Consider the following 24467-nt stretch of genomic DNA (forward strand, 5'->3'; position numbering starts at 1 on the left):
TTAAATATCCGAATAATTGCGTTCCTGCTTTCTGGTATGAATTAACAGCAACTTCTCTTTCACCTCATCTTTATATTTTCTCCCAACAGGAATCGTCATTTGATTGATTTCAATCTTGCTGGGAGAAACCGAGGTCATATGATCTTTATTAATCAAAAATGAGCGATGGATTCTGACAAATTTGGATTCGGGTAATAGTTCCTGAACCGATGTCAATGTTTTAAGAACCGTGATTTCGGAATCGTTCAGTTTTATCTTGCAGTAATTTCTGAGACTTTCCACAAAAACAATATCATTGATTTTGATTTTCCTTACACTTTTATCGACTTTCAGATTGATGTAAGCATCATCATTATTATCATGAATTACAGTGTCCTCTTTTAACAATTTATTCTCTTCATTCAACTTCGAATTGTTTTTTTCAAGATTTTCAATTGTAGTCAGATAAGTGTAGGCAATCGGAATCATCGCTGCGATATTGATATCCAGAGCGGTATTCATTATTTCTGAAAGAATGAAAAAACCGTTATTCTTAAATTCCGGAAGAAAATTCGGTTGAATGAAATAAAGAAATAGCGGTCGCTGGATAAAAACACTTGTTAGAGCAACCAAAACGCAATACGAAATAAAGAAGCTGAAATATTTTTTCTGATTGAAAAACTTGGGAAACAGATAAAAAAGCGTGACATAAACCAACAACATCCGCGAAGGAAGACAGCAAATCTGAATCATAATATTCCGCAGATAATTGTCATCAGAAATACCCCAAACCAATCCAAAAAACAGGACAAACGCTATCCAGTAGAAAACGTGTTTCATCCAAAATTTGGATTTGAAATGTTCAAGAATGGATTGATTCATATTTTTAAGGTTGCTCAAATTTAATTATTTATCTGAAATCATTTCCAGTGATTTGCTTTTTGTACAGAATAACCTGTCGTTTGTCCAAAAGGCTTGTAACAAAAGGAAAGTAGAAATAGTTTTGTTCAAAATTCAAACTAAAAAATGAAACTTTCAATTTCTTTTTCACTTCTGTTTTTAGCATTTCTCTTTCCGCTTTTAGGATTCGGTCAGGAAAACAAAGCCACTCTTGAAGCCGTAGAATATCTGAAGCAACATCCAAAAAGTCCGAAAGATTATCTCGTTTCGAAATTCAAAAATTATCCTCTTGTACTTTTGGGTGAAGACCACGCTGTGAAAGAAAATCTAGATTTTGTCAAAAGCCTTATTCCGGAACTATATCAGGCCGGCGTTTACAATCTCTGTATGGAATTCGGTGCTTTCGAAAAGCAGAAAGAGCTGGATGAATTACTGAATTCTGAAAAATTCAATGAGAGAAAAGCAAAAGATATGTTCTTCTATTACAATGTAGGTTGGGCTTATAAGGAATATTTTGACATCTATAAAGCGGTTTGGGAATTCAATAAAACCTTAAAATCTGATGCTAAAAAATTCCGAATCGTCAATCTGAGTTATCAATACCGTTGGGAAAACTTCAAAGGTGGCGCAAGAACGCCCGAGAATATGAAAGCCGTTTTCAATCTGGGAACGCCGGACCAATTCCGAACTGAAATCATCAAAAAGGAAATCATCAATAAAAATGAAAAAGCCTTGATCTATATGGGACACGTTCACGTTTTCACCAAGTACAAAATGCCGATCCTGAAAGTGAACAACGATGATTTTTGTGATTATGACGAAGGAATGGTCGGAAATCGTCTGTATAAATCAATGCCTGATAAGATTTTCAACATTATGTTTCACACACCTATGTTTTCCAAAACGCAGTACAATCCGGCTTATGTTTCGCCTGCGAATGGAGAATTGGAAAATGCACTTCAAAAACTCAATTATCCACAGATTGGCTTTGATTTGATTAATACGCCAGTTGGAAAATTAAAGGATAATAGTTTTTTCAGCTTCTGTCATCCTGATTTTAAAATGGAAGATTTTTTTGATGGTTATATTTTCCTCAAACCTTTCAAAGATTTGACTGGTTGTACTTACGATGATGATTTTTTCGCTGGAAAGGATTGGACTTATGTTGAGAATAATTTTCCGGACCCGGATTGGAGAAAACCTAAAAATCTGGAAGATTACAAAACAGAAATTAAGAAGTATGTCAATATCAAAGACCGTTACAGAGATGTGATTCAGACTTCGGTTCCTGATGTGAGTTCCGGTAAAATCATCAGAATTAATCAATTCCCTTCGAAATATGTGGCGTCCAGAAATGTTGATATCTGGTTGCCGGAAAACTTCAATCCCAATAAAAAATATGCGGTTCTCTATATGCACGACGGTCAGATGCTTTTTTACCCAAAAATCAACTGGAACAATTCCGAATGGAAAGTGGATGAAAATTATACAGAACTCAGCAAAAAAATTAAACTGAAAGATTGCATCATTGTCGGACTTTGGAATACTGGCGCAACCCGACATTCGGAGTATTTTCCACAAAAAGCTTTTGAAAGTTTATCTAAAGAGTTACAAAATCAAACACTTGAAAAATACTTTCTAGGAAAAGTGCAGTCGGATAACTATTTGAAATTCATTGTAGAAGAGGTAAAACCTTTTATCGATAAAAATTATCCAACGCTAAAAGACAGGGAAAATACTTTCATCGCCGGTTCCAGTATGGGCGGACTCATATCGATGTACGCGATTTGCGAGTATCCCGAAGTTTTCGGCGGCGCAGCTTGCCTATCCACACATTGGGTTGGAATCACAGACCTTTCTGATGACGAAATCCCAATCGCTTTCGAAAATTATCTCAAACAAAAACTCCCGAATCCGAAAACGCACAAAATCTATTTCGATTTTGGAACGGAAGGATTGGACAGTCGTTATGAAAAACATCAGAACAAAGTCGATTTGATAATGAAGGAAAAAGACTTTAACAAAAATAACTGGACAACAAGAAAATTTGAATCGGCTGACCACAGCGAAAATTCCTGGAGCAAACGGTTATCAATTCCATTAGAATTTCTTCTGAAAAAATAACTAATCTAAATCTATTAATCAATGAAAAAATCACTTGCAATACTTTTATTTTTCTTCAGTTTCAATCTCATTCTTTCTCAAAAGATCGAAAGAATAGAACCAGCCAATTGGTGGGTTGGGATGAAAAACAATTCGGTCACTTTATTAATTTATGGTAAAGACATTTCAGATTTACAGCCTGCAATTTCTTATCCCGGTGTTACCATGACTGAAAATAAAACGGTGGAAAATAAAAACTACCTTTTTCTAACTTTGCAAATCAATCCTGATGCAAAAGCCGGAACTGTAAAAATCAAATTTTCGAAGGACAATAAAGTTATTCTGACTAAAGATTTTCCAATCTATGCCCGGGAAACTAACAGTGCCAATCGAGAAAGTTACGGTTCAAAAGATGCGATTCTACTGATTGTTCCTGATAGATTTTCGAATGGCGATGAAAAGAATGACATCGTCAAAACAACACTGGAACAAAAACTTGACAGGAATAATGAAGACGCCAGACACGGCGGTGATATTCAGGGGATTATCAATCATTTGGATTATATCAAATCTTTGGGTTACACTCAGATCTGGAACACGCCTTTGATAGAAAATGATGAGCCGACTTATTCTTATCACGGTTATGCAGCGACAGATTTTTACAAGATTGACCCGAGATTTGGAACGAATGAAGATTTGAAAAAACTATCCACAGAAGCCAAGAAAAGAAATATTGGTTTGATTTGGGATGTTGTGCTTAATCATTGTGGATCAGAGTATTATTTCGTCAAAGACTTACCAGAGAAAAGCTGGATCAATTATCCTGATTCGGAAAACAGAGTCAGAACCAATCATCTAAAAACCACCATCACAGATCTCTACGCCACAGAAATTGATAAGGAAGAATACCTCAATGGCTGGTTTGATGGTCATATGACGGACCTCAATCAGAAAAATCCTCTATTGGCAAAATATCTGACTCAGAATATCATTTGGTGGATAGAATATGCCGGACTTTCCGGATTGCGTGTTGACACCTATTCTTATTCTGACAAAAAATTTCTAGCTGATTGGACCAAAACCATTCTCGAAGAATATCCGAAAATGAACATCGTTGCCGAAGAAATGTCAAGAAATATTGCGCAGACTTCCTATTGGCAAATCGACAAGAAAAATACAGATGGTTACAAAAGTTATATGCCGATGATGATGGATTTCTCTATTAATGACAATATCGTTTCTGCGCTCAATGAGAAAAGTGGTTGGTTTTCCACCTGGCGAAAAGTCTATGAAAGTGTGGCCAATGATTTCCTTTTTCCGCATCCTGAAAATCAATTGATTTTTCCGGACAATCACGATTTGGACAGGTTTTATTCCCGTCTCAACAAAAACTTTGAGAACTGGAAACTCGGAATTGCGATGTATATGACAATACGCGGAACGCCTCAATTTTTCTATGGAACCGAAGTTCTGATGACCAATGACAAAGCCGGAAGCGACGGCCAACGACGAAGCGATTTCTACGGCGGTTGGAAAGGCGATTCCAAAAATGCTGTAACCGAAGCAGGATTAACTAATGAGGAAAAGGAAGCCAAGAAGTATTTTTCAACTTTACTTAACTGGAGAAAAACGAGCGATGCGATTGCCAATGGAAAATTCAAACATTATGCGCCTACCAATAATGATGTTTATGTTTACTTCCGCTATACTGACAATCAAAAAGTGATGATTTTACTCAATAAAAACACTAATAAAGTAAAGCTTGATCTTAGTCGATATAAGGAGATGATTCCTAACCACTTCAATGCTAAAGATATTATCTCCGGACAAGATTTCAGTTTTGAGAATACAATAGATATTCCGGCAAAAACACCGATGATTCTGGAAGTCAAAAATTAATTCCGATTATCTCAACAAATATTCATTGTTCAAGAATTTTGTATGGTAATTGCTATTGCTATAAGCAAATACCAAAATATGTTCAAAAAAGGAGATCACGTAAAATGGAAGTTTAGATATGGAGAAACCCACGGTGTCATTATTAAAATCCACACCAAAGATTTTGTCTTTATGGAACGTCAAAGAAGAGCATCCGAAGAGGAACCACAATATGAAGTTATGAGCGAAAAGACCGGAAAAAAGGCAGTTCACAAAGCTTCCGCACTGAAGAGAATTTAGTTTGACATTAATTGACTCTAATTTTTCTGTCGCTCAAAAAATTTTTGAGAAGGCGGTTTTGAAAATCAAAAAAGCACCATTGTATTGATGGTGCTTTAGATTAATCAAGGTAATAAGTTAAGAATCTTCATTTGCTCTACCAGCTGAGCTACTTTCCAGAAGAGAAGGCAGGAATCGAACCTGCGACACAATGGTTGCATATCGAAGTATGACTCTAAGACGACACTTGATTATTTTTTATTTTTTTTAAAAATCGAGCAACAAATCAGAAAGAGGCTTTACAATTTGGATTCGAAGTAACTCTTTCTTACGGCATCGATTATAAGTAAGGTAAAAAGTCAAACAGAGACCTACAGGATTCGAACCTGCTTTATCATCCAACGAAGTAACTCTGTTTTTACGACACTTACTTTTTTTAAGTTTTTATGGTTATTGTTTTTATTTTGTAAAACCAAGTTATAAGCTGTAAGAGTTTTTTTATTTTCAAATTTTGAGCTTGACGATGGAACTCTTACATACGACATTGGTTAAAACCGAGCAATTTGCGAAAAGACTCATTTTTCAATTGGAAGTCGAAGGATTTCTTTTCTTACAGCATCGGTTTGTTTTTTTTAATTTTTCTTAATTATTTCTGTTTTGTAATTTTCAAATCCAAATGAGCCAAAATAACTCGACCAATCTCCTGCATCTGGGTTTTCTTCAATATTTCCAGAAAATATTTGTATACAATTATCTTCTTCTATAAGTACAGTTTCCCTATCAAGATGATATTTTTTTAATACTTCTACTAATTCTACTAAATTGTCACTATCGATTTTAAATCCATAAATTGTCACCACAAAAACACTTGATTGTTCTGGGCTACACAAAAATTCAAACTCAATGTTATTATCATCAGTAATTACCAAATTTGACAAGACTGGATATTGATTAATAATTTTCATCTTTAGTTAAATCTTTTTTATTTTAAAAGCAGTGCTTTTTACAGCACTACTTTTTTAATCATTTCTACTGCAGATTTTCGGTCTTCCAAAGCGTTCAGTACATCGAAGATTTTGTCGGACCAGCCTGCGATAAGATAGACATTATTTTTTCTGACATCCAACGGCTGTTTTCCGTAACCAGCCAAATCAAAAATATACAATTTCGCATTTGGATTGATTTTTTTATATCGATTCCAGGAATATTCAAAAGAATCATTGGTTAAGTTACTGTTCCACAATTGAGTATCGGTGAATAACATTACTTTGTCCACTTTTTCATTTCTTCTGATTAAATCCTCAATCACCAGATAACCGTTTGTGGAGTAACCTACTTCACCTTCTCTTTTGTAAAATGCATCCACGTTTCTCAAGATACCATTTTTCGGCATCGGAACTCTTTTCCAAATGTCACCAAACATACCCGTAATCACGTTTTTGCATTGCGACTGTAACATCATCGCCATCAGCAAACCGATATCGTATAACAATACTTTAGATTTTGGAGAAATTGCCTTCTGCATCGAACCTGAAACGTCTGTCGCAATCACAACCGAAGTTTCGAAACCAAAACCTCTGATGTTTTTTGCACTCAACATCACCGCATCTTCCAATGCTTCCAAGATTGATGAGATGTACTTTGAATCAATGTTTTTCAATTCTCTGTACGCTGACAAAAATCTGAATGGCAATTGTTTTGAGTTTCTAACCGCTTTTTCATCCGACAAATAATTGCAAACTTTATAAATCGCATCGGAAGAAACGTTGGCTTCCAAGATATTTCTAAGGTTTCTCAATGTTGCCATATAACCCAGTTTGTTACTGAAAATCAGTTCTTCCCATTTGTTTTTGAAAGCTGATTTTCTTTCCGCATCATCAGCAAATTTTGTCTGACCTAAAACTGAAAGTTCAACTTCCCAAGTGTAAGGCGTTTCCAACGAGTCGTTTACGATTTTGTTGAAAATTGCTTGTTGATTTTCATCTTTTGCTTTTGGGTGAACCAGGAACAAAGCATCTTTCAAAGTGACTTCCGCTTTTCTGTTGTATTTTGCGAACTGGTATTCATCAAATTTATTGAAAGATTTCACCAAACCTTTCTGGATTTGTTTTGAAAGCTTGTTCAACTTTTTAGCATCTGTTCTTTCGTTTGCTAATTGGTAATATGCCAATAGTTCTGTGATTTCATCTGCTCTTTGGATAACGCCGTTAACTGTTCTGCTGACCAAGTCTGTACCTGAAGTCTGCTTCGCCAATTCGGTTGTCAAAACCAGCGGAATCGAACGCAAATACATATCTTTTCTTGCATAAACTGCTAATTTCGCTACGAAATCCTGGTCGTTTTTCTGAATCAGAGATTGGATTCTCGCCAATCTGTCATTTCCTTTTTCATAGGTTGCGTTTGATAATCCTGCTGTAACAACAGCACTGTATAGTTCTTCGGCAGGCGTCATTGTATAAGCCTTTTCACCTTCGTAGTTGGTTACTACTCTATTTGATTTTCTTAAAAAATTAAATTTCATAATTACTGTTTTTTTAGTTAAACATTCGGAAGATTATCGCTCCCTCTCTGATTTCTGATGCAAAGTAAAAATGCTAGTGCGCAATCTTTTTGCGTAGAAAAAAAATGTTTTGAATTATTTACACCATCATATCAGCACAGTTGGAACTTGCAAAAGCGAAAGGTTTTGCTTTAAAAGTGTAACCCATTCCCAAAATATATCCCATTGCATCTTTCAAAGCGACATTGGATTTGAAGTCTGGGTCGGTATTGATATCGGCGTGAACTTCCATTTCCACATCATAAGTTTCCAAAATAGAACAGATTGAGTAAGCGATTTCTACAGATTTGTTAACCTCGTTCAGCATTCGTTCTTTGATACTGATTGTTTGAAATTCTCTTTGTTTTCTGATAAATGTAAACGCTCCTTTTCCCTCACGAATAACAACGACTGCCGTTGCATAACTGATTGTATCGCCGTAAACGTGGGAATCTGAACCCACACAAACTTTCAGTCGGTGTCCGTTGGCTAGTTCGCGGATGATGGCTTCTTCTACCAAATTGGTGATAGAATTTCGGAAGATTTTTCCATTCATATTCTGCCATTTTTGTTGTTGCGTTTCCATTTTTCTAGATTTTTTGAATTTGTTTAATTTTTAGTTTTTATTTTCTATTTCCACAAAATTGTACGGAGAGAGGGAATCGAACCCTCAATTTCTTGAGCCTAAATCAAGTGCGTCTGCCAGTTCCGCCACCTCCGCATATTGAAAGTTGATAAGTAATTTTATCCAACTATTTTTTTGAAGAAAAACAAAGCCTGTCTTTAATTTTTGGTTTGATATAAGAACTTCTGCGCTCGACAAACTTTTTTTTCTTCGGAACTAATCTCATTTTAGTTATTGAGATGGCTATGGGATTCGAACCCACTCAGTTTTCACAACGGTGTTGCAGACCGCCCCGACTCTCCCACTTCGGCGAACCATCAGTTTTATAAATGATAATCGATGAACGATAATAGATTTCTCAATTACATTTTAATTTCGAGTTAAGAAAAAGTCCGTCTATTGTAATTTGTGTTTTGTATAAAGAACTCCTGCTCTTGACAAACCTTTTCTTTCTCTCTTTGAAACAATTAACATTAATTAATTGTACTCCATAAGGGAATCGAACCCTTGTTCTCTGCTCGAAAGGCAGACGTCCTAACCGCTAGACGAATGGAGCAATTGTCTGGAAAATAGGATTCGAACCTATGACCTCCCGCGTCCAAGGCGGGTAAACAACCACCGTTATCTTTCCAGTTTTCAGATTCACTTCAAAATTCTTTTCCGAGAGACAGTCGGAGCCAAATTTTTTTCCGTGAATCTTTGGGGTTTCTCCGGGAATCGAACCCTGTTCTTCGGTGCCACAAACCGATGCTTTACCAAATAAGCTAAAGAAACCATAAAAAAAGCGCCTCTTTTTGGGAGGCGCTCTTTATTTTTCGACGTGTCAGTACATTAGCTGACCCATTTATATAAGCACCTTTCCTCCAAAAATTCACTCCCAAGAATACACACCAATCTTTTCGGCTCTTGTCCGTGTAGTCTTGAATATTGATTAGCTATGTGATGTAATTGTTTCATTATATTCTTGTTGTTTTAAAAATGTTTTTTGAAATATTAAAATCGTGTTGTTTTTAATTTTCGGTTGCAAAGTAAATATGAATTTTTCGAATCCGCAAATTTATTATTGAATTAAATTACTGATTATCAGTTAATTAAATATTGATTTTAAAATAGAGAATTCCTGTCCGTAATATGTTACAGATATCAATTTCACCTAAATGACTGTCTCTCATTGGTTTTCCTATCACACTTATTTTCTAATTATTTGTTCATCTATAATTAAATTATTTTCACTTTTATGGTTATTTTTTTTCATTCTAAATAATTTCTACTCTAAAAACACAAAAAACGCCCCGATTATTGAGGCGTTTAGGTTGTATTTTGATTAAATTTTTACGAGTTTACAGTAAATAACTTTCAAAGCAAGCACATTTCGCCTCATTCCATATCATCCATTCACATCCGAATAGTCCCTTTGTTGAAGGGCTACCGCATAGATTTACATTGATATGTGCTCTTTGTATTGTCATAATTTTTCTGAGGCAAAGATAAATATTCTTATTTAAATTAAATGTTTTTAATAAAAAACACAATGTTAGCTACTTGTAACTTATATATTCTAATGGTTTACAAAAACTACCAAACCATTCAAACTATCTTTGATCGTAATTTTTTTTTCCTGAACCAATTGATCAAGAATAGCAGTTAGTGTTTCTTCGGGAATCTGAAGCGTCATCCTGAGTTCGACAAAAAGTGTTCCTACGGACGGACCGTGGTTGCGGCACTTCATTTTGAGATAATTCAATATAACTTCTCTCATATCAGTTCATCCGTCGCATTACAGGTTGCTAAAACAAAAGATTATTTTAAGTAGATCATTGGCCCATTGATACCCTGATGAATTGTTAACTGATCATCTTTTTCTAACTCGACAAGAACGCCGAGCAAGTCGGATGTAGGAATATTCAGTTCTTCCGAAAGACGATCGATAAAAACTCCCGATTGTCTCCCGTTATTTTTTACGTTATCTTTGAGATAGTTTATGATGATCCTTTTCATTTGGTCAAATTTTAGGAATGACTATTGATGAGTATTCTCAAAAGTATCATTAATTGACTATTAAAACATATGATCTAGATCATAAACTTGTATCATTAAAATTTAATATGAAATAACTAATTATTAACACCAAATTTACAAATTAAACTATGCTTGTAGATCCAGAATTACTGCTGTCATATGGAGCAGAAACCGTCACTTTTGTGGCCGGTGACGTTATTTTCGAAGAAGGCGAAATACCAAAATTTTATTATCAGATCGAGTCTGGCAGAATCAAACTTAATCATTACGATGAGGAAGGCAGAGAATTGATTTTAGCTCTATTAACCAAAGGTTTCAGCGTTTGTGAATTATTACTTTTTATTGATGAACGTTATCCTGTAAATGCGGTTGTTTTTGAACCAAGCGTAGTTTTGAGATTACCAAAATCTAAATTCATACAACTGCTGGACGATCATCCGAAGATATCCCGAGACATCAATAAATTCCTGTCAGAACGTTTGTATTCCAAGTACATAATGTTGGAAAACAACTCTTCTCCCAGCGCAGAAGTCCGTATCAACGGTGTTTTGGACTATCATAAAAGCTTCAGTTCAGAGCAGGACCAGTTTGCGTTTGAATTGCCCATCACAAGACAACAACTTGCTGCAATGACCGGACTGCGCGTTGAAACGGTTATCAGAACGATCAAAAAACTTGAGCAGAAAGATGTGCTCAAAATCATCAATCGGAAAATTTATTATTAAACTAAAATCAATTCTTATATTCTAAAACGGATATCCAATCGCAATATTCAAAATCAAATTATCTTTTCGCCAAGAGCTGTCACCGAATTTGATCCTGTCCAGAACCCAACGATCCCCTTTTTCATAGTAAGGAACTCTTAAAGGCATTGCCAAATCCAATCTCAAAATTAATATTGAAAAATCTAACCTTAATCCAACTCCTGCTCCAACAGCTAACTCATTCAGGAAATCTTTTGAAAATTTTCCTCCAGGTCTTGTAATTTGTCCTTGAGCATTGATCTCATTATTGATCAGCCAGATATTCCCAGCGTCCACAAAAGCAGCTACATTCAGGAACTTAACAATATTAGCTCGGTATTCGGCATTCAGTTCCAGCTTGACATCGCCGGCCTGGTCAAAAAAGAAACTGGCTTTCTGCGTTCTCGGATCATAACTTCCAGGTCCAAGCGTTCTTGCACGGAAAGCTCTGATACTATTACTTCCACCCACAAAAAACTGTCTGGAATAAGGCACAAATTCTGAATTCCCGTAAGGATAAGCAATTCCTGCAATTACTCTGGATGCCAAAGATGTTTTTTCATTGAATTTATGATAAAATCTGAAATCGTGCTCCATCTTCGCATACTGGCTGAAAGGCACGCCGAAAATATCTTTCTGATCGCCTTTTTTTGCATTAGCACCGGTCAGAAGTCCTGTTAAATTTCCTGCCAGATCTAACATTCCACGGTAGTAGATTGTATTGGCTTGTGGCGAAGTTGTATTCGTATAAGTATAAGTATAAGTTGGACCGAAAATCAATTGTTTTACCACAACTCTTCCCAAAGTTGGATTCGGTGGAATCCCTTTTTCCGGATTTCCGTTAATTTGTTCTCTATACTTGTCGGTAATTGTTTGAGGCGCTACCATTGTGATATCAATAACCTTCAGATCGTGTTCTTTTCGCACGTTTTCTTTCCAAACATAGCCAAAAGATGCATTGAAATTATGCAAAGTGTACAACTCCGTACGGCTTTGGTATTCGTAACCTAGTGCGATATTGGTTCTTGGCACAAACGCACTGGAAGAATTGAAACGGAAAGGTGCAACGATTCTCGGAATCGAAAGTTCCGTTTTCGCACCCACACGGATGATATTATTGGCATCTTTTGCGCCACCCATTTGAACATCAAAAGCACCGTAAACCGAAGCTTTGAACTGTTCTGCTCCGCGGAAAAAATTCCGATGTGTCCAGTTGAGATTGACTTCGCCTCCACCGTAATTAGCGGAATTGGTTCTTCCCAGTGTTTCTAATCTCAAAGACTGAATTTGTCTAGGGGTTAAGGAATAATAAGCATCAAATTTATGATTCAAAGAATCGGAAACGATAAAATCATTTTTTACAAATTTGAAAACACCTAAACTGATCAATCGGTTCAAAGTCAGATTGTGGTCTGCTCTATTATAAATATCACCTTTTTTAAAGTACAAAGCACGGTCGAAAATCTTTGGTTTGAATTTATGTTCGGGATCGATGACATAGATATCTCCGTAGGCATATTTGGAAAGAGAATCTTTATCCATCGGGATTTGGTATTTCCCTTCTTTCACATCACGGATATTATAGTTAGGAAAAACAATGACATTATCAATAGTGAATTGTTCCTTTGCCAAGTCCGGAGTCTGCTCTTTAAGCTTGACATTCAATTCAACCTTATGATTTTTTGCAACAGTACTATCTGCTTGAACAATGATGTTATCCGCATTAAAATAATAGAACCCTTTTTCCTTCAGACCATTATCAATTCTTTCTCTCTCGGCTTTGATAACACCAAGATCAAACGGATTCCCCACTTTCAAAAGTGATTTATCTTTCAGATTCTGAATTTCTTTATTAATCAAAGTAGAATCTTCCTGAAACTTCACCTGACTGATGAGATATTGATTTCCTGGTTTAAGCGTATAAATAACCTGCGCTTTTTTATTCTTCGAAACCGTATCATATTTTGCCTGAGCGTTAAAATAACCTTTGTTCTCAGAATAATTCACAATAATGTCTTTGTTGAATTCTCTGTCAACATCGCCCAACAGAACCGGTTTTTCTCCGAATTTATACTTGAGCCAATAATTGAATCCCTTATCTTTTTTCGGTTCCTTGGCAATATTATAGGCGTACAATTTTGGCCTTAATCCCAGAAAACTGGAGTTGGGTTTTGGCGTGAGGTTATCTTCTAATTCAGACTTCAGCGCTTTTTTTTGTTTTTTTGAAATGCTGTCACCTTCCACTTTCACTTCTGCACCTGTGTAGAGCAATTGACCTTCCTTCAGAAATTTGGTATTGCTGCAGGAAGAAAATATGGCCAGTGCTGAAACAGCAATTACGGATCTGAACTTAATCGTATTCTTAATCATCATTATTTAAATTCTACAGCTTGGTTATTATTTCTTTCTCTTCTTCTCTTTTCCTTTTTAGCGCTCTGGAAAATCTCACGGAATTTATCATAATCCAAAGTGATGATAAAACCTAATCCAGTTTCCACAATTTGCCCTTGCAGTGCCACCTGATATTCGTTTTTACGGTAAGCTCTCAGCATGTATCTTCCATCTTTGGAAAGGCTGTAATCCACAGTCACATCGCCTGCGATATTGGTTGTATTTTCATTTTGTCTGGCGTCACCTTCCAATCCGAAATTACTTCCCACAGAGACTTTCAATCGGTCATTCAGTAATCTTTTGCTGATATCGACATTCAAATCTGTTCTGGTATTTTTGTTTCCTGTAGAATAATCTTCGGAAGATTCTAAATCCAAATTAAGATCAACACCTTTTACCAAATCAGAAGCCAGATTATTCAGTTGTTGAGAAAGAATTTTACTCACACTTTGTCTAGCCATCGCCTCTGTAGAAAGTCCGGCACTGTTTTCAAATGGATTTTCCCCGATGAATCTGTTCAATAGAAGCAAAGCAAAAACCTGCTTGTTCATTTCGTTTTCATCAGTTCGTAATTGAGTCAGTTTTTGATCTACAACATCTTTCACTGTAGATGAAACTGCATTATTCTTTTCAGCAGTTGTGATATCAAAAGAGATAACCGGTTTCAACAATTCGCCTTTCATTTTCAGCAAAGTATTGAACTCCATTCTTTGTTTGTATTGATTCAGATTGGCTGCACTTTCTCCACTGATTTGTTGCTGAACCAAGTCTAACGGCGCCGTCTCAGTTTTATAAACGGCGGTAATATCGAGCGTTGCTGCTGTCGGTTCGCCAGTCCAGGTAATCGTACTTCCTTTTTGAATTTCGAATTGGCGTTTCAGCAAACTCACCGTCATATCATAGCTTCCTTTATCAACTTCATAAACACCGACTAAAGTTACTTTTCCAGAAGGATCAATGCCACCTGTCAGTTCGGCATCACCTTGAATATTTACAAAATCGCCATTCGCTTTGTCGATAATCACAGACATTTTCGCTTCTTTGCTCACCTCGATATTCACGCTCACGTCCATTCCTTTGATTTTGTTTTCCGTTTTCAAAGAATCTGCGACAATGGTTTTGTTCAAAGCAATCTGATCCTGATCGATGAATTCCACAATCCCATCTCTTTCCTGCAAAGCCGGACTTGATTGAGGCAAAACAAATGTGAAATCCGTATCATCAGAAACCGCCAATCTACCATCTACTTTTGGCAAATCCAAGTTTCCTCGAACTTTTAGCGCTGCATCGATTGCTAAAATTCCATACATCATTGCATCATTGGATTTTTCAGAATTCACGACTTTGAAATCTTTGGCATTAACATCAAGATTGAAAGCAAAATCTCTGTAGGTCTGAGTTAAAACTTGTCCATCAATTTTTAAAGAATTACCATCTTTATCATTGATTTTGAAATCATCAAACTCAATCCCTCTATTGGTGAATGAAATTTTATCATTAATCTTCCTGAAATCACTTCCCGTTTGTGTGATCATCAGTCCAACGTTATTCATTTTAACATCACCAAGAATTCTCGGTTCAGTGGTTGTACCAGAGATTTTCAAATCACCAGAAAGATATCCTTCCGTATTCGTAATGGCATTCATTGTGAAGCCTTGCAGCGTTTTCATCTGAAGCTGATTCATTGCCAGATTCATATCAAAAGAACTTGCGGAAGTATCATAATTTCCTGTAATTTTCACATCATTGTCATTGCCAGAGAGTGCAATATCAGCATTCAGAATATTAGCAGACTGATTGTTGACTTTGATATCAAGATTTCCTACCGGACTTCCAAAAACAAACAGATCTGAAACATTAATATCCGATGTGAATGTCATATCCTTCGTCAAATTTCTCAGTTGAGCTGTTCCGTTGATATTACCTTTCGCTAAAAGTGAATCTTTTTTAATGATCTCGGTAATGGTTTCAATCTTAAAATCCTTCAGCGAAACGTTCAGCGGACTGTTTGGAGAATTGCTTTCAGATTGTAACAGAATCTCACTTCCGGCATTTGACAATCTGAAATTATCCGCTAAAATCCCCTGACTTCCAATTTGGATTTTGTTATCTTCAGCAACTGTCCAATCCATATAATTCAGTTTTAAACCATTTGGATTGAGTGAAATTTCTGTAATGTCATTCATTGACTTAGCGTTTCCGGCAATCAGGAATTGTGTTGCATCTTTTTCGTCTTTAGTCGTTATATTATAATTGATGATGTTATCCGCAACATCGCCATTGATATTCACTTTATTCAAAGCAAAACTTTCACTTTTCAAGGCAGCAACATCCAGATTATATTGCAATGCCTGATTCTGATTGGTTACCTTCAAATTCGTATTTTCCAAAGTATTGGTTCCATAAACCACCTGCGGAATTTTCGCATTAAGTTCGATTATTTGAGAATCTGCATTGTAATTCCCTGTGATATTAATCGTTTCGAAGCTTTTCAAATCGGGAACAAATTTTCTGATTAAGTCATCATTTTTGATGGTTGCATTCAGTGTAAAATATTGCCCCGGATCTACTTTTTCAACTTTACCAGGTTTTTGGAATTGATAATATTGATTAATTGTCTGAGACAATGCTCCGAAAATCTGAGTCAGCTTATATTTTCCATTCAGTTCAACATCTGCAATCTGAGAATTGAATTGAATCTTGGTTGAATCCGCAGTAGAAATAGCATTCAGTTTAATTTCCTGAATTGGATAGATTTCTTTGGTATCAGAAATTGCAAAGTCCTGTAGATTGAGATAACCGTTGAGATTATCTGGATCCAAACTTTTGAAATCGCCGTCAATTCCACCCGCGATAATCATTGGTGAACTGTAAAACCCTAATTTATTTAAATCTAATTTGTTGATATTTCCATTGATTTTAACTGTCGGATTTTTGTCATCATATACCCCTGAAGCTGTGAGATGAAGATTCGCATTCGGATCTTTTGAAACTAAATTGATGTTGTAAGCGCCGCGGTTAATTTTTCCAACCAAATTCATATTTTGGTAGCGATAACCTTTATAAACTGCAGATTGAACATTGCCTTTCAAATCCGCATTGGCATTTTTGAAATCAAAACTTTCGCCTTTGGCAGCAATCTGAGCCGTGATTGGCCCCAAATCTTTATTCTGAATAATCTTTCCGATTTGCAAATTCTGAAGATTGGCTTTTACATCGTACAATTCACGATTTTTTCTGCGCATATCAACATTGGCAATAATTCCCGCATTTCCCAAAGTTGAATATAAAGTCAGATTCGTATTCACAACTTTCGTAGTTCCTTTTGCAAAACCTTTGACGCTGAAGTGCGGTGGCAAAGAGATGTTTGACGGAATAGTTCCCTTAGGAACCAGATTGAAAATCGTTTTTCCGGATGAAGCCAGCTCGCCAATTTTAAAATCGTAATAAAGGTTATCAGGATTCATTGCATTTTTGATTCTTCCGGAAGCTGCAACACGCAATTGATCCAAGCCGGAAACTTTCAAATCGTTAATCAATAAATCATTGACCAAGCCTTTAACATTGGCATTCACATTGAGAACTGCATTGGGGTATTTGTTGAAAGGCGCTGTATTTTTAAGCGTTGGAACGAGATTCAAAATATCAGAAAATCCTATTTTGGAATTTTCTATATTGGCTGAAATTTTCACAGCGCCAGGATTGGCTGATAATTGTTCTATCGAATTGTAATTCAAAACTACTTCGTCCCTCAAAATGGTTTTTGATGTTTGCAGATAAAGATTTTTCAGATAAGCTTCTTTCTCGGCATACACAAAATCTGTATTGAATTTCTGAACATCCAAACCTCTCTCTTCCTGAATTTCTGCAGATTTTACACTTCCTGCAAAACCGTTGTTTTCCATTTTGAAATCGCGGACATCAAGATTGAGTTTTCCAAAATTAAGATGATTGAAATCCATACCGCTTTTGATTGGCGCAACCGCTGTATTGTTATAAGCGACTTTAACATCATCCAGAATCAATTTTCCGAGAAGGACTTTCATCGCTTTTTCCTTGTCAGAACTTTTTGAAACTTCAGGTTTTTCTTCTTTTTGAGAATTTGCGTTTGAAGATGGAAGAAATAAATTCGCATTGATATTAGCTCCGGTTAAATAAACATTACCAACGTCATAATTACTATTATCAAGATCAATACTGTTCACTTTTGTGCTTAATTCTTTAAATAAAACTTTAGCAAATGTCTTCGTATTATCATCTCCATAATCGATATTGAAATTGGTCAGTTTTATTCCGTTAAGACCTAATTTCATCGGCTTTTTCTGGTTGAGGGAATCAACTTTTTTCTCGACATTTTTAGAAACTTCCTCTATCAAATCCTGCTTCAGTTTTAATTTTAAACCATCAAGATTGATGTCATTAACAGCGTAGGAATTATTTTGAAGGTCGAATGTTTTAACTCTGGTATCAAAAGATTTGAAGTAAAGATTGATATCATTTTTGGATTGCTGATCATTGAACGATAATCCAATATCTTTCAATTTAATTTTATCCAAAGAAATAATGAAAGGCTTTGATGGACTTTCTTCCTTTTCCGAAGTTGCAAAAGCATCAATAATATAATCGAAATTGAATTTTCCTTGTGGATTACGGACAACATTCGCACGAACGCCTTCCAAATCAATTGACGTAAGATCAGCTTTGGACTTAATCAACTGCCACATATCGAGTCCTACATCTAGCCTCTTTGCTGATAAAAGCGTATCCACATCCTGACCTTGCAAATACAGATTTTCCATGACCAAGCTGTTTGGAAAGCCAATGTAAACCTTATCCAAAGCAACTTTCGTTTTAATCTTGCCCTCGAGATAAACAATTAATTTGTCTTTGATCAGGTTCTGAACTGCAGGAATACGAATACTGAATATCAATAATATCAAAAAAACCACTATACTAGCAATGGTGATAATGGTTCGTCGAAGAATTTTGCGCCAGTTGAGTTTTAATTTCAAAAGAATAGTTTATTTAAAAGCAAAATACAAATATTGTACTAAACCCTTTTAATTGTGAATTTATATTGATTTATCATAAACAAATTAATAATGACAAATCCGATCATATTATCGTGCTATCTGCGCCAGAAGAGCATCATAATCATCAATAGAATTGAGCCTGATCCCTGTATCTAGAATCAGTGAACAGCCTCTGTTAGCAGTACCAGGATTAATGTATGCGATATGATCTACATTAACTAAGACAAAATTATTGACCGACGTAAATACTTTGATGAACATATTTTAAGAATTTTAGAATTCAGATTAAAAATTATGCCATTAAAAAATTAATAATCATAATCGATTATTTTTTAGAGGGGTCAATTATCATTCTTAATGGTTGATCTTTGGTGGTGTAAGAATTGAGCCAATTGAAAAAAGTAGTCACCTTATTTCTAACATTAATCAACGACATCAGGTGAACGAAGATCCAGATCAGCCAGGCAACAAAACCATTAAAATGTTTGAATGGTTCTGGCAAATCCGCTACAGCACGATTTCTCTTGATAATCGCCATAGATCCTTTATCATTGTAAATAAAGGGCTTTTGATCTTTTCCGTTTTCTTTTGCAATGATATTTTTTGCGAGAAGCTTCGCCTGTTGTATGGCAACCTGCGCCAGTTGTGGATGTCCTTGCGGAAATGCCGGATCAGTAGTCATCAAACAAGTATCTCCAACCGCATAGATATTGGGTGTACCAATCACTTTGTTAAAAGAGTCTACACGTAGCCTTTTACCTTTACCAAACGACTCCTCGGGCAATCCTTGGAAGGCTTGCGACGTTACACCTGCTGTCCAAATCAGGTTTTCACTGGCAATTGCAGTTCCGTCTGCGAGATGTACAACGCCGTCAACATAATCCTTAACAACCTGTCCCAACTTGATAATCACACCACTTTTCTCAAGAGATTTTTGGGCATAATGTTGGGATTTTTTACTCATTGGTGCCAATATAGTTGGCAGACCGTCGATCAGATAAATGTCAAATGCAACGCTTTCCAGTTCGGGATAATCTTTGAATAGAATATTTTTTCTTAATTCGCTCAACATTCCTGCTACTTCCACGCCTGTTGGACCTCCGCCCGCAATGACAAAAGTTGTTAGCTTGGCCCGTAATTCGTCATCCGAGGTTTTAGATGCTTTCTCGAGACGTTCTAGGATTTTATTTTTAAGGTTGATCGCATCCGTAATCGTTTTCATAGGAAGCGCATTTTTCCGGATGCTTTCATTCCCAAAATAATTGGTTACGGTTCCTGTTGCTATGATTAATTTGGAATAAAAAATCTCGCCACAGTTCAAGATAATTTTGTTTTCTGCAGGAACAATCTCCTGCAATTCTCCCATTACAAAAGAAAAGTTAGGATGTGATCTGAAATGCTTTCTGAAGGGATAACTGATATTTGAAACATCTAAAAAACCTGTCGCAACCTGATAAATCAAGGGTGGAAAAAAATTATAATTATTCTTATCTACCAGAATAATTTGACTTTTTATATTCGATTTAAGTAATTGTTCTGCTAGTTCAACACCTGCAAATCCTCCGCCTATGATAACTATATTGTCATGATTTTCCATATTAATAATGATAATGTAAAATTTTAGTACAATCTATAATCAAGCCATTATTATTTAGCTAATAAAAAATTTTACGATTTCTGATCTTGATAATATTTTCTTTCTCCATATTTTTGATTGTACGAATGGCTGTTTCCACACACAGACCGGTGAGACTTGCCATTTGCTGGCGGGTGAGCGGAATCTTGAAGGAAAACGGACGATGATCTGATTGGAAACTTTTGAGATAATCCATTAGAATAATAAGCTTTGCGGCGGGACTTTGAGAAGAGATCACCTGTCCCATCACAAATTTGAAATACATTGCGCTGGAAAGATTGCTCGTCATGGTTGCATAAACTTCGGGATGTTTATCCAGAAATTCAAGAAAACTGAATTTTGAGATTTTCAGAATTTTACATGGCGTCATGGCGATTGCATTAACCGGATATGTTTTATCCATAAAGAGCATAAACTCACCTATACTCTGCCCTTCTTCCAGTATATCCTGTATGATTTCTTTGCCATCCTCGCCATAGTTGCTCAGCTTAACTTCCCCCTCAACAATCTGGTAATAATATTGCGGCTTTGCACCTTCAGCAAAAATCAAGCTTTTGACTTCATAGTCTTCTATTTGCGCGCCCGAAGGTGTAAAAATAATTTCGTCAACTACTAAATTCATTTCTATTGCATAATATTAAACTGTTAATCATACAGTTATGACACTTATGTTTTTTTTTTAACGGTTACGTTTTATTGTAAGAAAAGAAATAGTTTCACAAAAAAATTGAATGCGCATTAAACACAATCAGTTGATAATAAGAATAATATGAAAAAACAAAATAGCAAAAACCTTACCGTTTTATTTTCGTACCTAATAATTTAAAGCTATTGTTTGAGATTTTATGAATTGGCTTCCGCTTTTTCCTTCATTTCTCTATCCCGTTTTTCAACATCTCTATCTTCGGGATCACAAACACAGCTTGACATCACAAAAGTGGCTAATAATGTTATTAATATTTTCATAACTAAATTTTTAAATTAAACCTCAGTACTGTTAATTATACTATTAAAATGTTCCAGAATATGTCGGGCAAAAGTCAATTGCGCTTCGAAGGGTTGGACAGGATCTTCTATTTCGAAATGATTAGATAGAACAATTTCACCTTTAAAAGAGAATACGTAATTAGCAAAAACCTTGTATCCGGATCCCCGTTTTGGACTGCCAAATCCAGCGACCGCAATGGACCAGTCACTACTTAAGAATGCAGACGCCTTTATTGCCGCAGTATGAACCATTTCATCAATAAGCTCCGAACAAGTTCTTGTTGCCCTGTCTTTGAGATCAAGAAAATCAGCTGCATCATCCAGATTAACGACCGTCAGTCCTCCCTTATAAAACAATAGAGAATTATCTATTTGCGCAAAAGCCAACTGTAAAAGTCCAGCAGTAACTTCTTCTGCAACAGAAACCGTTTGATCATCGATAATGAGCTTCTGACCAATGGCGTTAAGAACGCTTTGATTAAAGAAATCCATTTCGTTAAAAGATTAAATAAGATCTAACGCTGTCTTGTAGAATCTTGTGTTGGTGTTGTACTCGTAGCGCCAGAGCCTGCAGCATCTCTGGTTGCCGACGAGACACTGTCTGACTGAGGATTGCTATTAGATGGCGCGGTTTGCATCATTCCTGTAGTGTCGGCTGAGATAGACTGTGTCCTGTCATTATGCGAGGTTTTGTTCTCGTTACAAGCCAGCAATAATCCGATTGTGGAGATTAATATTAAACTTTTCATAATACTTTTATTTTGTGTATTTCAAAGTTAGACACAACTCATCCACCCGTCTTATGATTTGAGTCATAACGGCTTGATATAATTTACCATCCCTGAAACCCTAATGACAAATATCATTTCTAAAAACAACAAAATGTCCTTTTTATCCTACCCCACTTCTTTTTATTACTATTATTGATACGTTTTGTGTCGGAAATTTGTGCTGTGTTAAAATAGCTTTGAAGTCCTATTAACACAAATATTTATCAGTACCAATTTTAAAATGAACATATCACATACATTAGAAAATCTTCATCAGGAAGAGGAAACATTCCGGGATTCTGTAGGAACTATGGATAAAACCGGAAAAAGAAAATGGGTTTTCCCCAGAAAGCCTAAAGGAAAATATACAACCAAAAGAAACTATACGAGTTATGTCCTTCTTTTCATATTTTTCGTTCTGCCTTTTGTCAAAATTAATGGCAATCCTTTTTTGTTGATTAACATTATAGACAGGCAGTTTTTTATTGCAGGACAGCCGTTTTATCCGCAGGATTTTTACATATTAGCTTTGGCTGCGGTCTTATCCGTCATCTTCATCATGATCTTCACGGTGGTGTTTGGCAGGTTGTTTTGTGGCTGGCTTTGTCCCCAAACCATTTTCATGGAATCGGTCTTCAGAAAAATTGAATATTGGATTGAAGGTGACCGAAACAAACAAATGAAATTGGAAAGACAAGCCTGGGACAGCGAAAAGATAAAAAAGAGAGCTCTAAAATGGTCTGTATTTTTGTTGATATCAATCGTAATTAGCCACATTATGTTTATGTACATCGTAGGTTATAATGCGGTGATCCGAATAATGACAGAAGGTCCTGCGCAACATCCAGCCAATTTTGTTACAATGATTATTTTTACAGGAATCTTCTATTTTGTATTTGCCTGGCTCCGGGAGCAGGTTTGTACACTGATTTGTCCCTATGGAAGACTACAGGGCGTTTTGATTGATAAAAAGACCATTAATGTTCTCTATGACTTCAAAAGAGGCGAAGGCCGTGCCAAATGGAGAAAAGACGAAGACAGAAAAGCCGCAGGCAAAGGCGATTGTATCGATTGCCAGCAATGTGTCGTTGTCTGCCCAACAGGAATCGATATCAGAAACGGGCAGCAATTGGAATGTATCAACTGTACGGCTTGTATAGACGCCTGTGATGAAGTAATGGTAAAAGTTGGTCTTCCGAAAGGGCTAATCCGATATGCCACAGAAGCTGAAATAGAAAAACAGGAAAAATTTAAATTTACCAACCGTATGAAAGTTTCAGCTTTTGTATTGTTACTCCTATTAGGATTCTCAGGATTTCTGTTTCAGGACAGAGGGAGCATGGAAGCGAAGTTCATCAAACCTGCCGGAAGTACCTATATCAGCCACGATGGTAAGATTACCAATACATTCACTTATACATTTCTTAATAAATCTTACAAAGATCAATCAGTTACAGTAAAAGTACTAAAACCTCAACATGGCGAAATCTCTTCACCTAACGGAAATATTATGAAAATAAAAGGTAATCAAATGCTGAAAGGCAACGTCAATATCAGCCTCCCAGAACATGAAATCAAGTTTTACAAACAAAATGTCGAACTTGGCGTATTTGATAAAGATGGAAAGCTTTTGGATTCTTATCAGACAGTATTTGAAGGCCCTTATAAGATTCAGCTTTAGACCTTATACTTTTGACGAAAATTGACAGGACTGTAACCAGAATGTTTTTTGAAAAGTCTAGCAAAATAAGAGTAATCCTCATAACCCAAGCTAAAAGCAATATCCACGACACTGTCATCTAAAAAGATCAGCATCCGTTTTGCTTCCAGGACTACTCTGTCCACAAGTATTTCGGATGCTTTTTTATTGATCACTGACTGGGTAATCCTGTTGAGATGCTTTGCCGTAATGTGAAGCTTGGCGGCAAATTCTGAAACAGATTTGATGGTTTTAAAATTCTTTTCAATTAAGTTTTCGTAATCATAATAATGTCTGAAATAAGACAATCTCAAATCTGACTTAGCCGTTTCCTGCTCTGTATAATGGCGCGTTGCGTAGATATACATTACAGTCAGCAAAGCAATAATCAGACAGTCTTTCATGACATCAGAATGGTTATTCTCAGATTCTATAACCTGCAGCAGCGAAACTATTTTGTTCATATCCTGGTTTTCAATATTGATTTTCCTGGAGATATTTGGTGATCCAAAAAAAGGATAATCTTTCAGTTTGAGATTGATGTAGTGAAGATCATAATATTCAGGCGATGTAAAAAAAATAAAGCCTTTGGCATCATCAGATAATTTCCAACTGTGAACCTGGCCCGGCAAAAGGAAAAATAAACTCCCGGCAGAAACATCGTATGTATTAAAATCGATTTCGTGAGTTCCTGTACCGTTTGTAAACAAAACAGTCACATAGCTGTCGTGGCGATGAGGATTTTCTATATGCTTCTTATTCTTTTTCAAATGTTTTTCCAATGTATTGAAATAGAAATCCGAATCTTTTTTATCGTTTTGGAAAAGATGCGTATGTAGAACTGCGAAAGAAGTCATTTTTAGTTTTTAAGTATTTTTTAAAAAAT

At 35.9% G+C, this 24467-nt stretch carries 19 protein-coding genes and 5 tRNA genes; 5 read left to right on the plus strand and 19 right to left on the minus strand.

Annotated elements, in window-relative coordinates; all coding sequences use genetic code 11:
* Complete coding sequence (locus BXY58_RS09730; protein ID WP_120213675.1) at positions 1–861, minus strand: LytR/AlgR family response regulator transcription factor; 861 nt, start codon at positions 859–861, stop codon at positions 1–3.
* A gap of 144 nt (positions 862–1005) precedes the next feature.
* Between BXY58_RS09730 and BXY58_RS17070 the strand changes: the two genes are divergently transcribed.
* The 3 genes from BXY58_RS17070 to BXY58_RS09745 all read left to right on the plus strand — a co-directional run bounded on the left by BXY58_RS17070 (position 1006) and on the right by BXY58_RS09745 (position 5160).
* Positions 1006–3003: an alpha/beta hydrolase gene (locus BXY58_RS17070; protein ID WP_229728422.1), complete on the plus strand. Its 1998-nt coding sequence runs from the start codon at positions 1006–1008 to the stop codon at positions 3001–3003.
* Between the two features lie 21 nt (positions 3004–3024).
* On the plus strand, positions 3025–4881 hold the full coding sequence (locus BXY58_RS09740; RefSeq protein ID WP_120213676.1) for a glycoside hydrolase family 13 protein: 1857 nt from the start codon (positions 3025–3027) through the stop codon (positions 4879–4881).
* Positions 4882–4959: 78 nt separating this feature from the next.
* Complete coding sequence (locus BXY58_RS09745) at positions 4960–5160, plus strand: hypervirulence associated TUDOR domain-containing protein (protein WP_170144216.1); 201 nt, start codon at positions 4960–4962, stop codon at positions 5158–5160.
* A gap of 611 nt (positions 5161–5771) precedes the next feature.
* Here BXY58_RS09745 and BXY58_RS09750 read toward each other — a convergent pair.
* The 10 genes from BXY58_RS09750 to BXY58_RS09790 all read right to left on the minus strand — a co-directional run bounded on the left by BXY58_RS09750 (position 5772) and on the right by BXY58_RS09790 (position 10301).
* Complete coding sequence (locus BXY58_RS09750; protein WP_120213678.1) at positions 5772–6104, minus strand: hypothetical protein; 333 nt, start codon at positions 6102–6104, stop codon at positions 5772–5774.
* 38 nt (positions 6105–6142) lie between these two features.
* Positions 6143–7660: a TROVE domain-containing protein gene (locus BXY58_RS09755; protein ID WP_120213679.1), complete on the minus strand. Its 1518-nt coding sequence runs from the start codon at positions 7658–7660 to the stop codon at positions 6143–6145.
* Between the two features lie 118 nt (positions 7661–7778).
* Complete coding sequence (locus BXY58_RS09760) at positions 7779–8264, minus strand: ribonuclease H-like YkuK family protein (RefSeq protein ID WP_120213680.1); 486 nt, start codon at positions 8262–8264, stop codon at positions 7779–7781.
* Positions 8265–8325: 61 nt separating this feature from the next.
* Positions 8326–8399, minus strand: a tRNA-Leu gene (locus tag BXY58_RS09765).
* A 141-nt stretch (positions 8400–8540) separates the two neighbouring features.
* Positions 8541–8622: transfer RNA gene (locus BXY58_RS16915), tRNA-Cys, on the minus strand.
* 165 nt (positions 8623–8787) lie between these two features.
* Positions 8788–8859: transfer RNA gene (locus tag BXY58_RS09770), tRNA-Glu, on the minus strand.
* A gap of 5 nt (positions 8860–8864) precedes the next feature.
* Positions 8865–8936: transfer RNA gene (locus tag BXY58_RS16920), tRNA-Pro, on the minus strand.
* A 69-nt stretch (positions 8937–9005) separates the two neighbouring features.
* Positions 9006–9078 (minus strand) — tRNA-His (locus BXY58_RS09775).
* A gap of 783 nt (positions 9079–9861) precedes the next feature.
* Complete coding sequence (locus tag BXY58_RS16925; protein WP_170144217.1) at positions 9862–10032, minus strand: hypothetical protein; 171 nt, start codon at positions 10030–10032, stop codon at positions 9862–9864.
* 71 nt (positions 10033–10103) lie between these two features.
* Positions 10104–10301 carry a hypothetical protein gene (locus BXY58_RS09790; RefSeq protein WP_120213683.1) on the minus strand — a complete coding sequence of 66 codons (198 nt, stop codon included), beginning with the start codon at positions 10299–10301 and terminating at the stop codon, positions 10104–10106.
* Between the two features lie 149 nt (positions 10302–10450).
* Here BXY58_RS09790 and BXY58_RS09795 point away from each other — a divergent pair, with 149 nt between their 5' ends.
* Positions 10451–11047, plus strand: a complete 597-nt coding sequence (locus tag BXY58_RS09795; RefSeq protein ID WP_120213684.1) for a Crp/Fnr family transcriptional regulator — start codon at positions 10451–10453, stop codon at positions 11045–11047.
* Between the two features lie 21 nt (positions 11048–11068).
* On the opposite strand, the gene tamL is transcribed toward BXY58_RS09795, so the two are convergent.
* From tamL to BXY58_RS09825, 7 genes are all read right to left on the minus strand, one after another.
* Positions 11069–13435, minus strand: coding sequence for a translocation and assembly module lipoprotein TamL (tamL, locus tag BXY58_RS09800; protein ID WP_120213804.1), 2367 nt, complete (start codon positions 13433–13435; stop codon positions 11069–11071).
* Between the two features lie 2 nt (positions 13436–13437).
* Entirely contained in the window at positions 13438–18468 is a 5031-nt protein-coding gene (locus BXY58_RS09805) for a translocation/assembly module TamB domain-containing protein (protein ID WP_120213685.1), read from the minus strand.
* A 346-nt stretch (positions 18469–18814) separates the two neighbouring features.
* On the minus strand, positions 18815–20086 hold the full coding sequence (locus BXY58_RS09810) for an NAD(P)/FAD-dependent oxidoreductase (protein ID WP_120213686.1): 1272 nt from the start codon (positions 20084–20086) through the stop codon (positions 18815–18817).
* 58 nt (positions 20087–20144) lie between these two features.
* A complete protein-coding gene (locus tag BXY58_RS09815; RefSeq protein WP_120213687.1) occupies positions 20145–20747 on the minus strand; it encodes a Crp/Fnr family transcriptional regulator in 603 nt (200 codons plus the stop codon).
* Positions 20748–20968: 221 nt separating this feature from the next.
* Entirely contained in the window at positions 20969–21091 is a 123-nt protein-coding gene (locus BXY58_RS17145) for a hypothetical protein (RefSeq protein ID WP_262891351.1), read from the minus strand.
* Positions 21092–21106: 15 nt separating this feature from the next.
* Positions 21107–21604 (minus strand): CinA family protein, encoded by a 498-nt coding sequence (locus tag BXY58_RS09820; RefSeq protein ID WP_120213688.1) that lies wholly within the window; start codon positions 21602–21604, stop codon positions 21107–21109.
* Positions 21605–21627: 23 nt separating this feature from the next.
* Positions 21628–21861 carry a hypothetical protein gene (locus tag BXY58_RS09825; RefSeq protein ID WP_120213689.1) on the minus strand — a complete coding sequence of 78 codons (234 nt, stop codon included), beginning with the start codon at positions 21859–21861 and terminating at the stop codon, positions 21628–21630.
* A gap of 262 nt (positions 21862–22123) precedes the next feature.
* Between BXY58_RS09825 and ccoG the strand changes: the two genes are divergently transcribed.
* Positions 22124–23563: a cytochrome c oxidase accessory protein CcoG gene (ccoG, locus tag BXY58_RS09830; RefSeq protein ID WP_120213690.1), complete on the plus strand. Its 1440-nt coding sequence runs from the start codon at positions 22124–22126 to the stop codon at positions 23561–23563.
* Here the strand turns inward: ccoG and BXY58_RS09835 are convergent.
* Positions 23560–24438 (minus strand): AraC family transcriptional regulator, encoded by an 879-nt coding sequence (locus BXY58_RS09835; protein WP_120213691.1) that lies wholly within the window; start codon positions 24436–24438, stop codon positions 23560–23562. The two genes, ccoG and BXY58_RS09835, sit on opposite strands and share 4 nt — an antisense overlap.
* Positions 24439–24467 lie beyond the last annotated feature (29 nt).

The organism is Epilithonimonas arachidiradicis, assembly GCF_003610695.1.
GTDB lineage: Bacteria > Bacteroidota > Bacteroidia > Flavobacteriales > Weeksellaceae > Epilithonimonas > Epilithonimonas arachidiradicis.

Coding starts and splice junctions, on each gene's coding strand:
- BXY58_RS09730 (WP_120213675.1), bottom strand. CDS start 861: ATGAATCAATCCATTCTTGAACATTTCAAATCCAAATTTTGGATGAAA.
- BXY58_RS17070 (WP_229728422.1), top strand. CDS start 1,006: ATGAAACTTTCAATTTCTTTTTCACTTCTGTTTTTAGCATTTCTCTTT.
- BXY58_RS09740 (WP_120213676.1), top strand. CDS start 3,025: ATGAAAAAATCACTTGCAATACTTTTATTTTTCTTCAGTTTCAATCTC.
- BXY58_RS09745 (WP_170144216.1), top strand. CDS start 4,960: ATGTTCAAAAAAGGAGATCACGTAAAATGGAAGTTTAGATATGGAGAA.
- BXY58_RS09750 (WP_120213678.1), bottom strand. CDS start 6,104: ATGAAAATTATTAATCAATATCCAGTCTTGTCAAATTTGGTAATTACT.
- BXY58_RS09755 (WP_120213679.1), bottom strand. CDS start 7,660: ATGAAATTTAATTTTTTAAGAAAATCAAATAGAGTAGTAACCAACTAC.
- BXY58_RS09760 (WP_120213680.1), bottom strand. CDS start 8,264: ATGGAAACGCAACAACAAAAATGGCAGAATATGAATGGAAAAATCTTC.
- BXY58_RS16925 (WP_170144217.1), bottom strand. CDS start 10,032: ATGAAGTGCCGCAACCACGGTCCGTCCGTAGGAACACTTTTTGTCGAA.
- BXY58_RS09790 (WP_120213683.1), bottom strand. CDS start 10,301: ATGAAAAGGATCATCATAAACTATCTCAAAGATAACGTAAAAAATAAC.
- BXY58_RS09795 (WP_120213684.1), top strand. CDS start 10,451: ATGCTTGTAGATCCAGAATTACTGCTGTCATATGGAGCAGAAACCGTC.
- tamL (WP_120213804.1), bottom strand. CDS start 13,435: ATGATTAAGAATACGATTAAGTTCAGATCCGTAATTGCTGTTTCAGCA.
- BXY58_RS09810 (WP_120213686.1), bottom strand. CDS start 20,086: ATGGAAAATCATGACAATATAGTTATCATAGGCGGAGGATTTGCAGGT.
- BXY58_RS09815 (WP_120213687.1), bottom strand. CDS start 20,747: ATGAATTTAGTAGTTGACGAAATTATTTTTACACCTTCGGGCGCGCAA.
- BXY58_RS17145 (WP_262891351.1), bottom strand. CDS start 21,091: ATGAAAATATTAATAACATTATTAGCCACTTTTGTGATGTCAAGCTGT.
- BXY58_RS09820 (WP_120213688.1), bottom strand. CDS start 21,604: ATGGATTTCTTTAATCAAAGCGTTCTTAACGCCATTGGTCAGAAGCTC.
- BXY58_RS09825 (WP_120213689.1), bottom strand. CDS start 21,861: ATGAAAAGTTTAATATTAATCTCCACAATCGGATTATTGCTGGCTTGT.
- ccoG (WP_120213690.1), top strand. CDS start 22,124: ATGAACATATCACATACATTAGAAAATCTTCATCAGGAAGAGGAAACA.
- BXY58_RS09835 (WP_120213691.1), bottom strand. CDS start 24,438: ATGACTTCTTTCGCAGTTCTACATACGCATCTTTTCCAAAACGATAAA.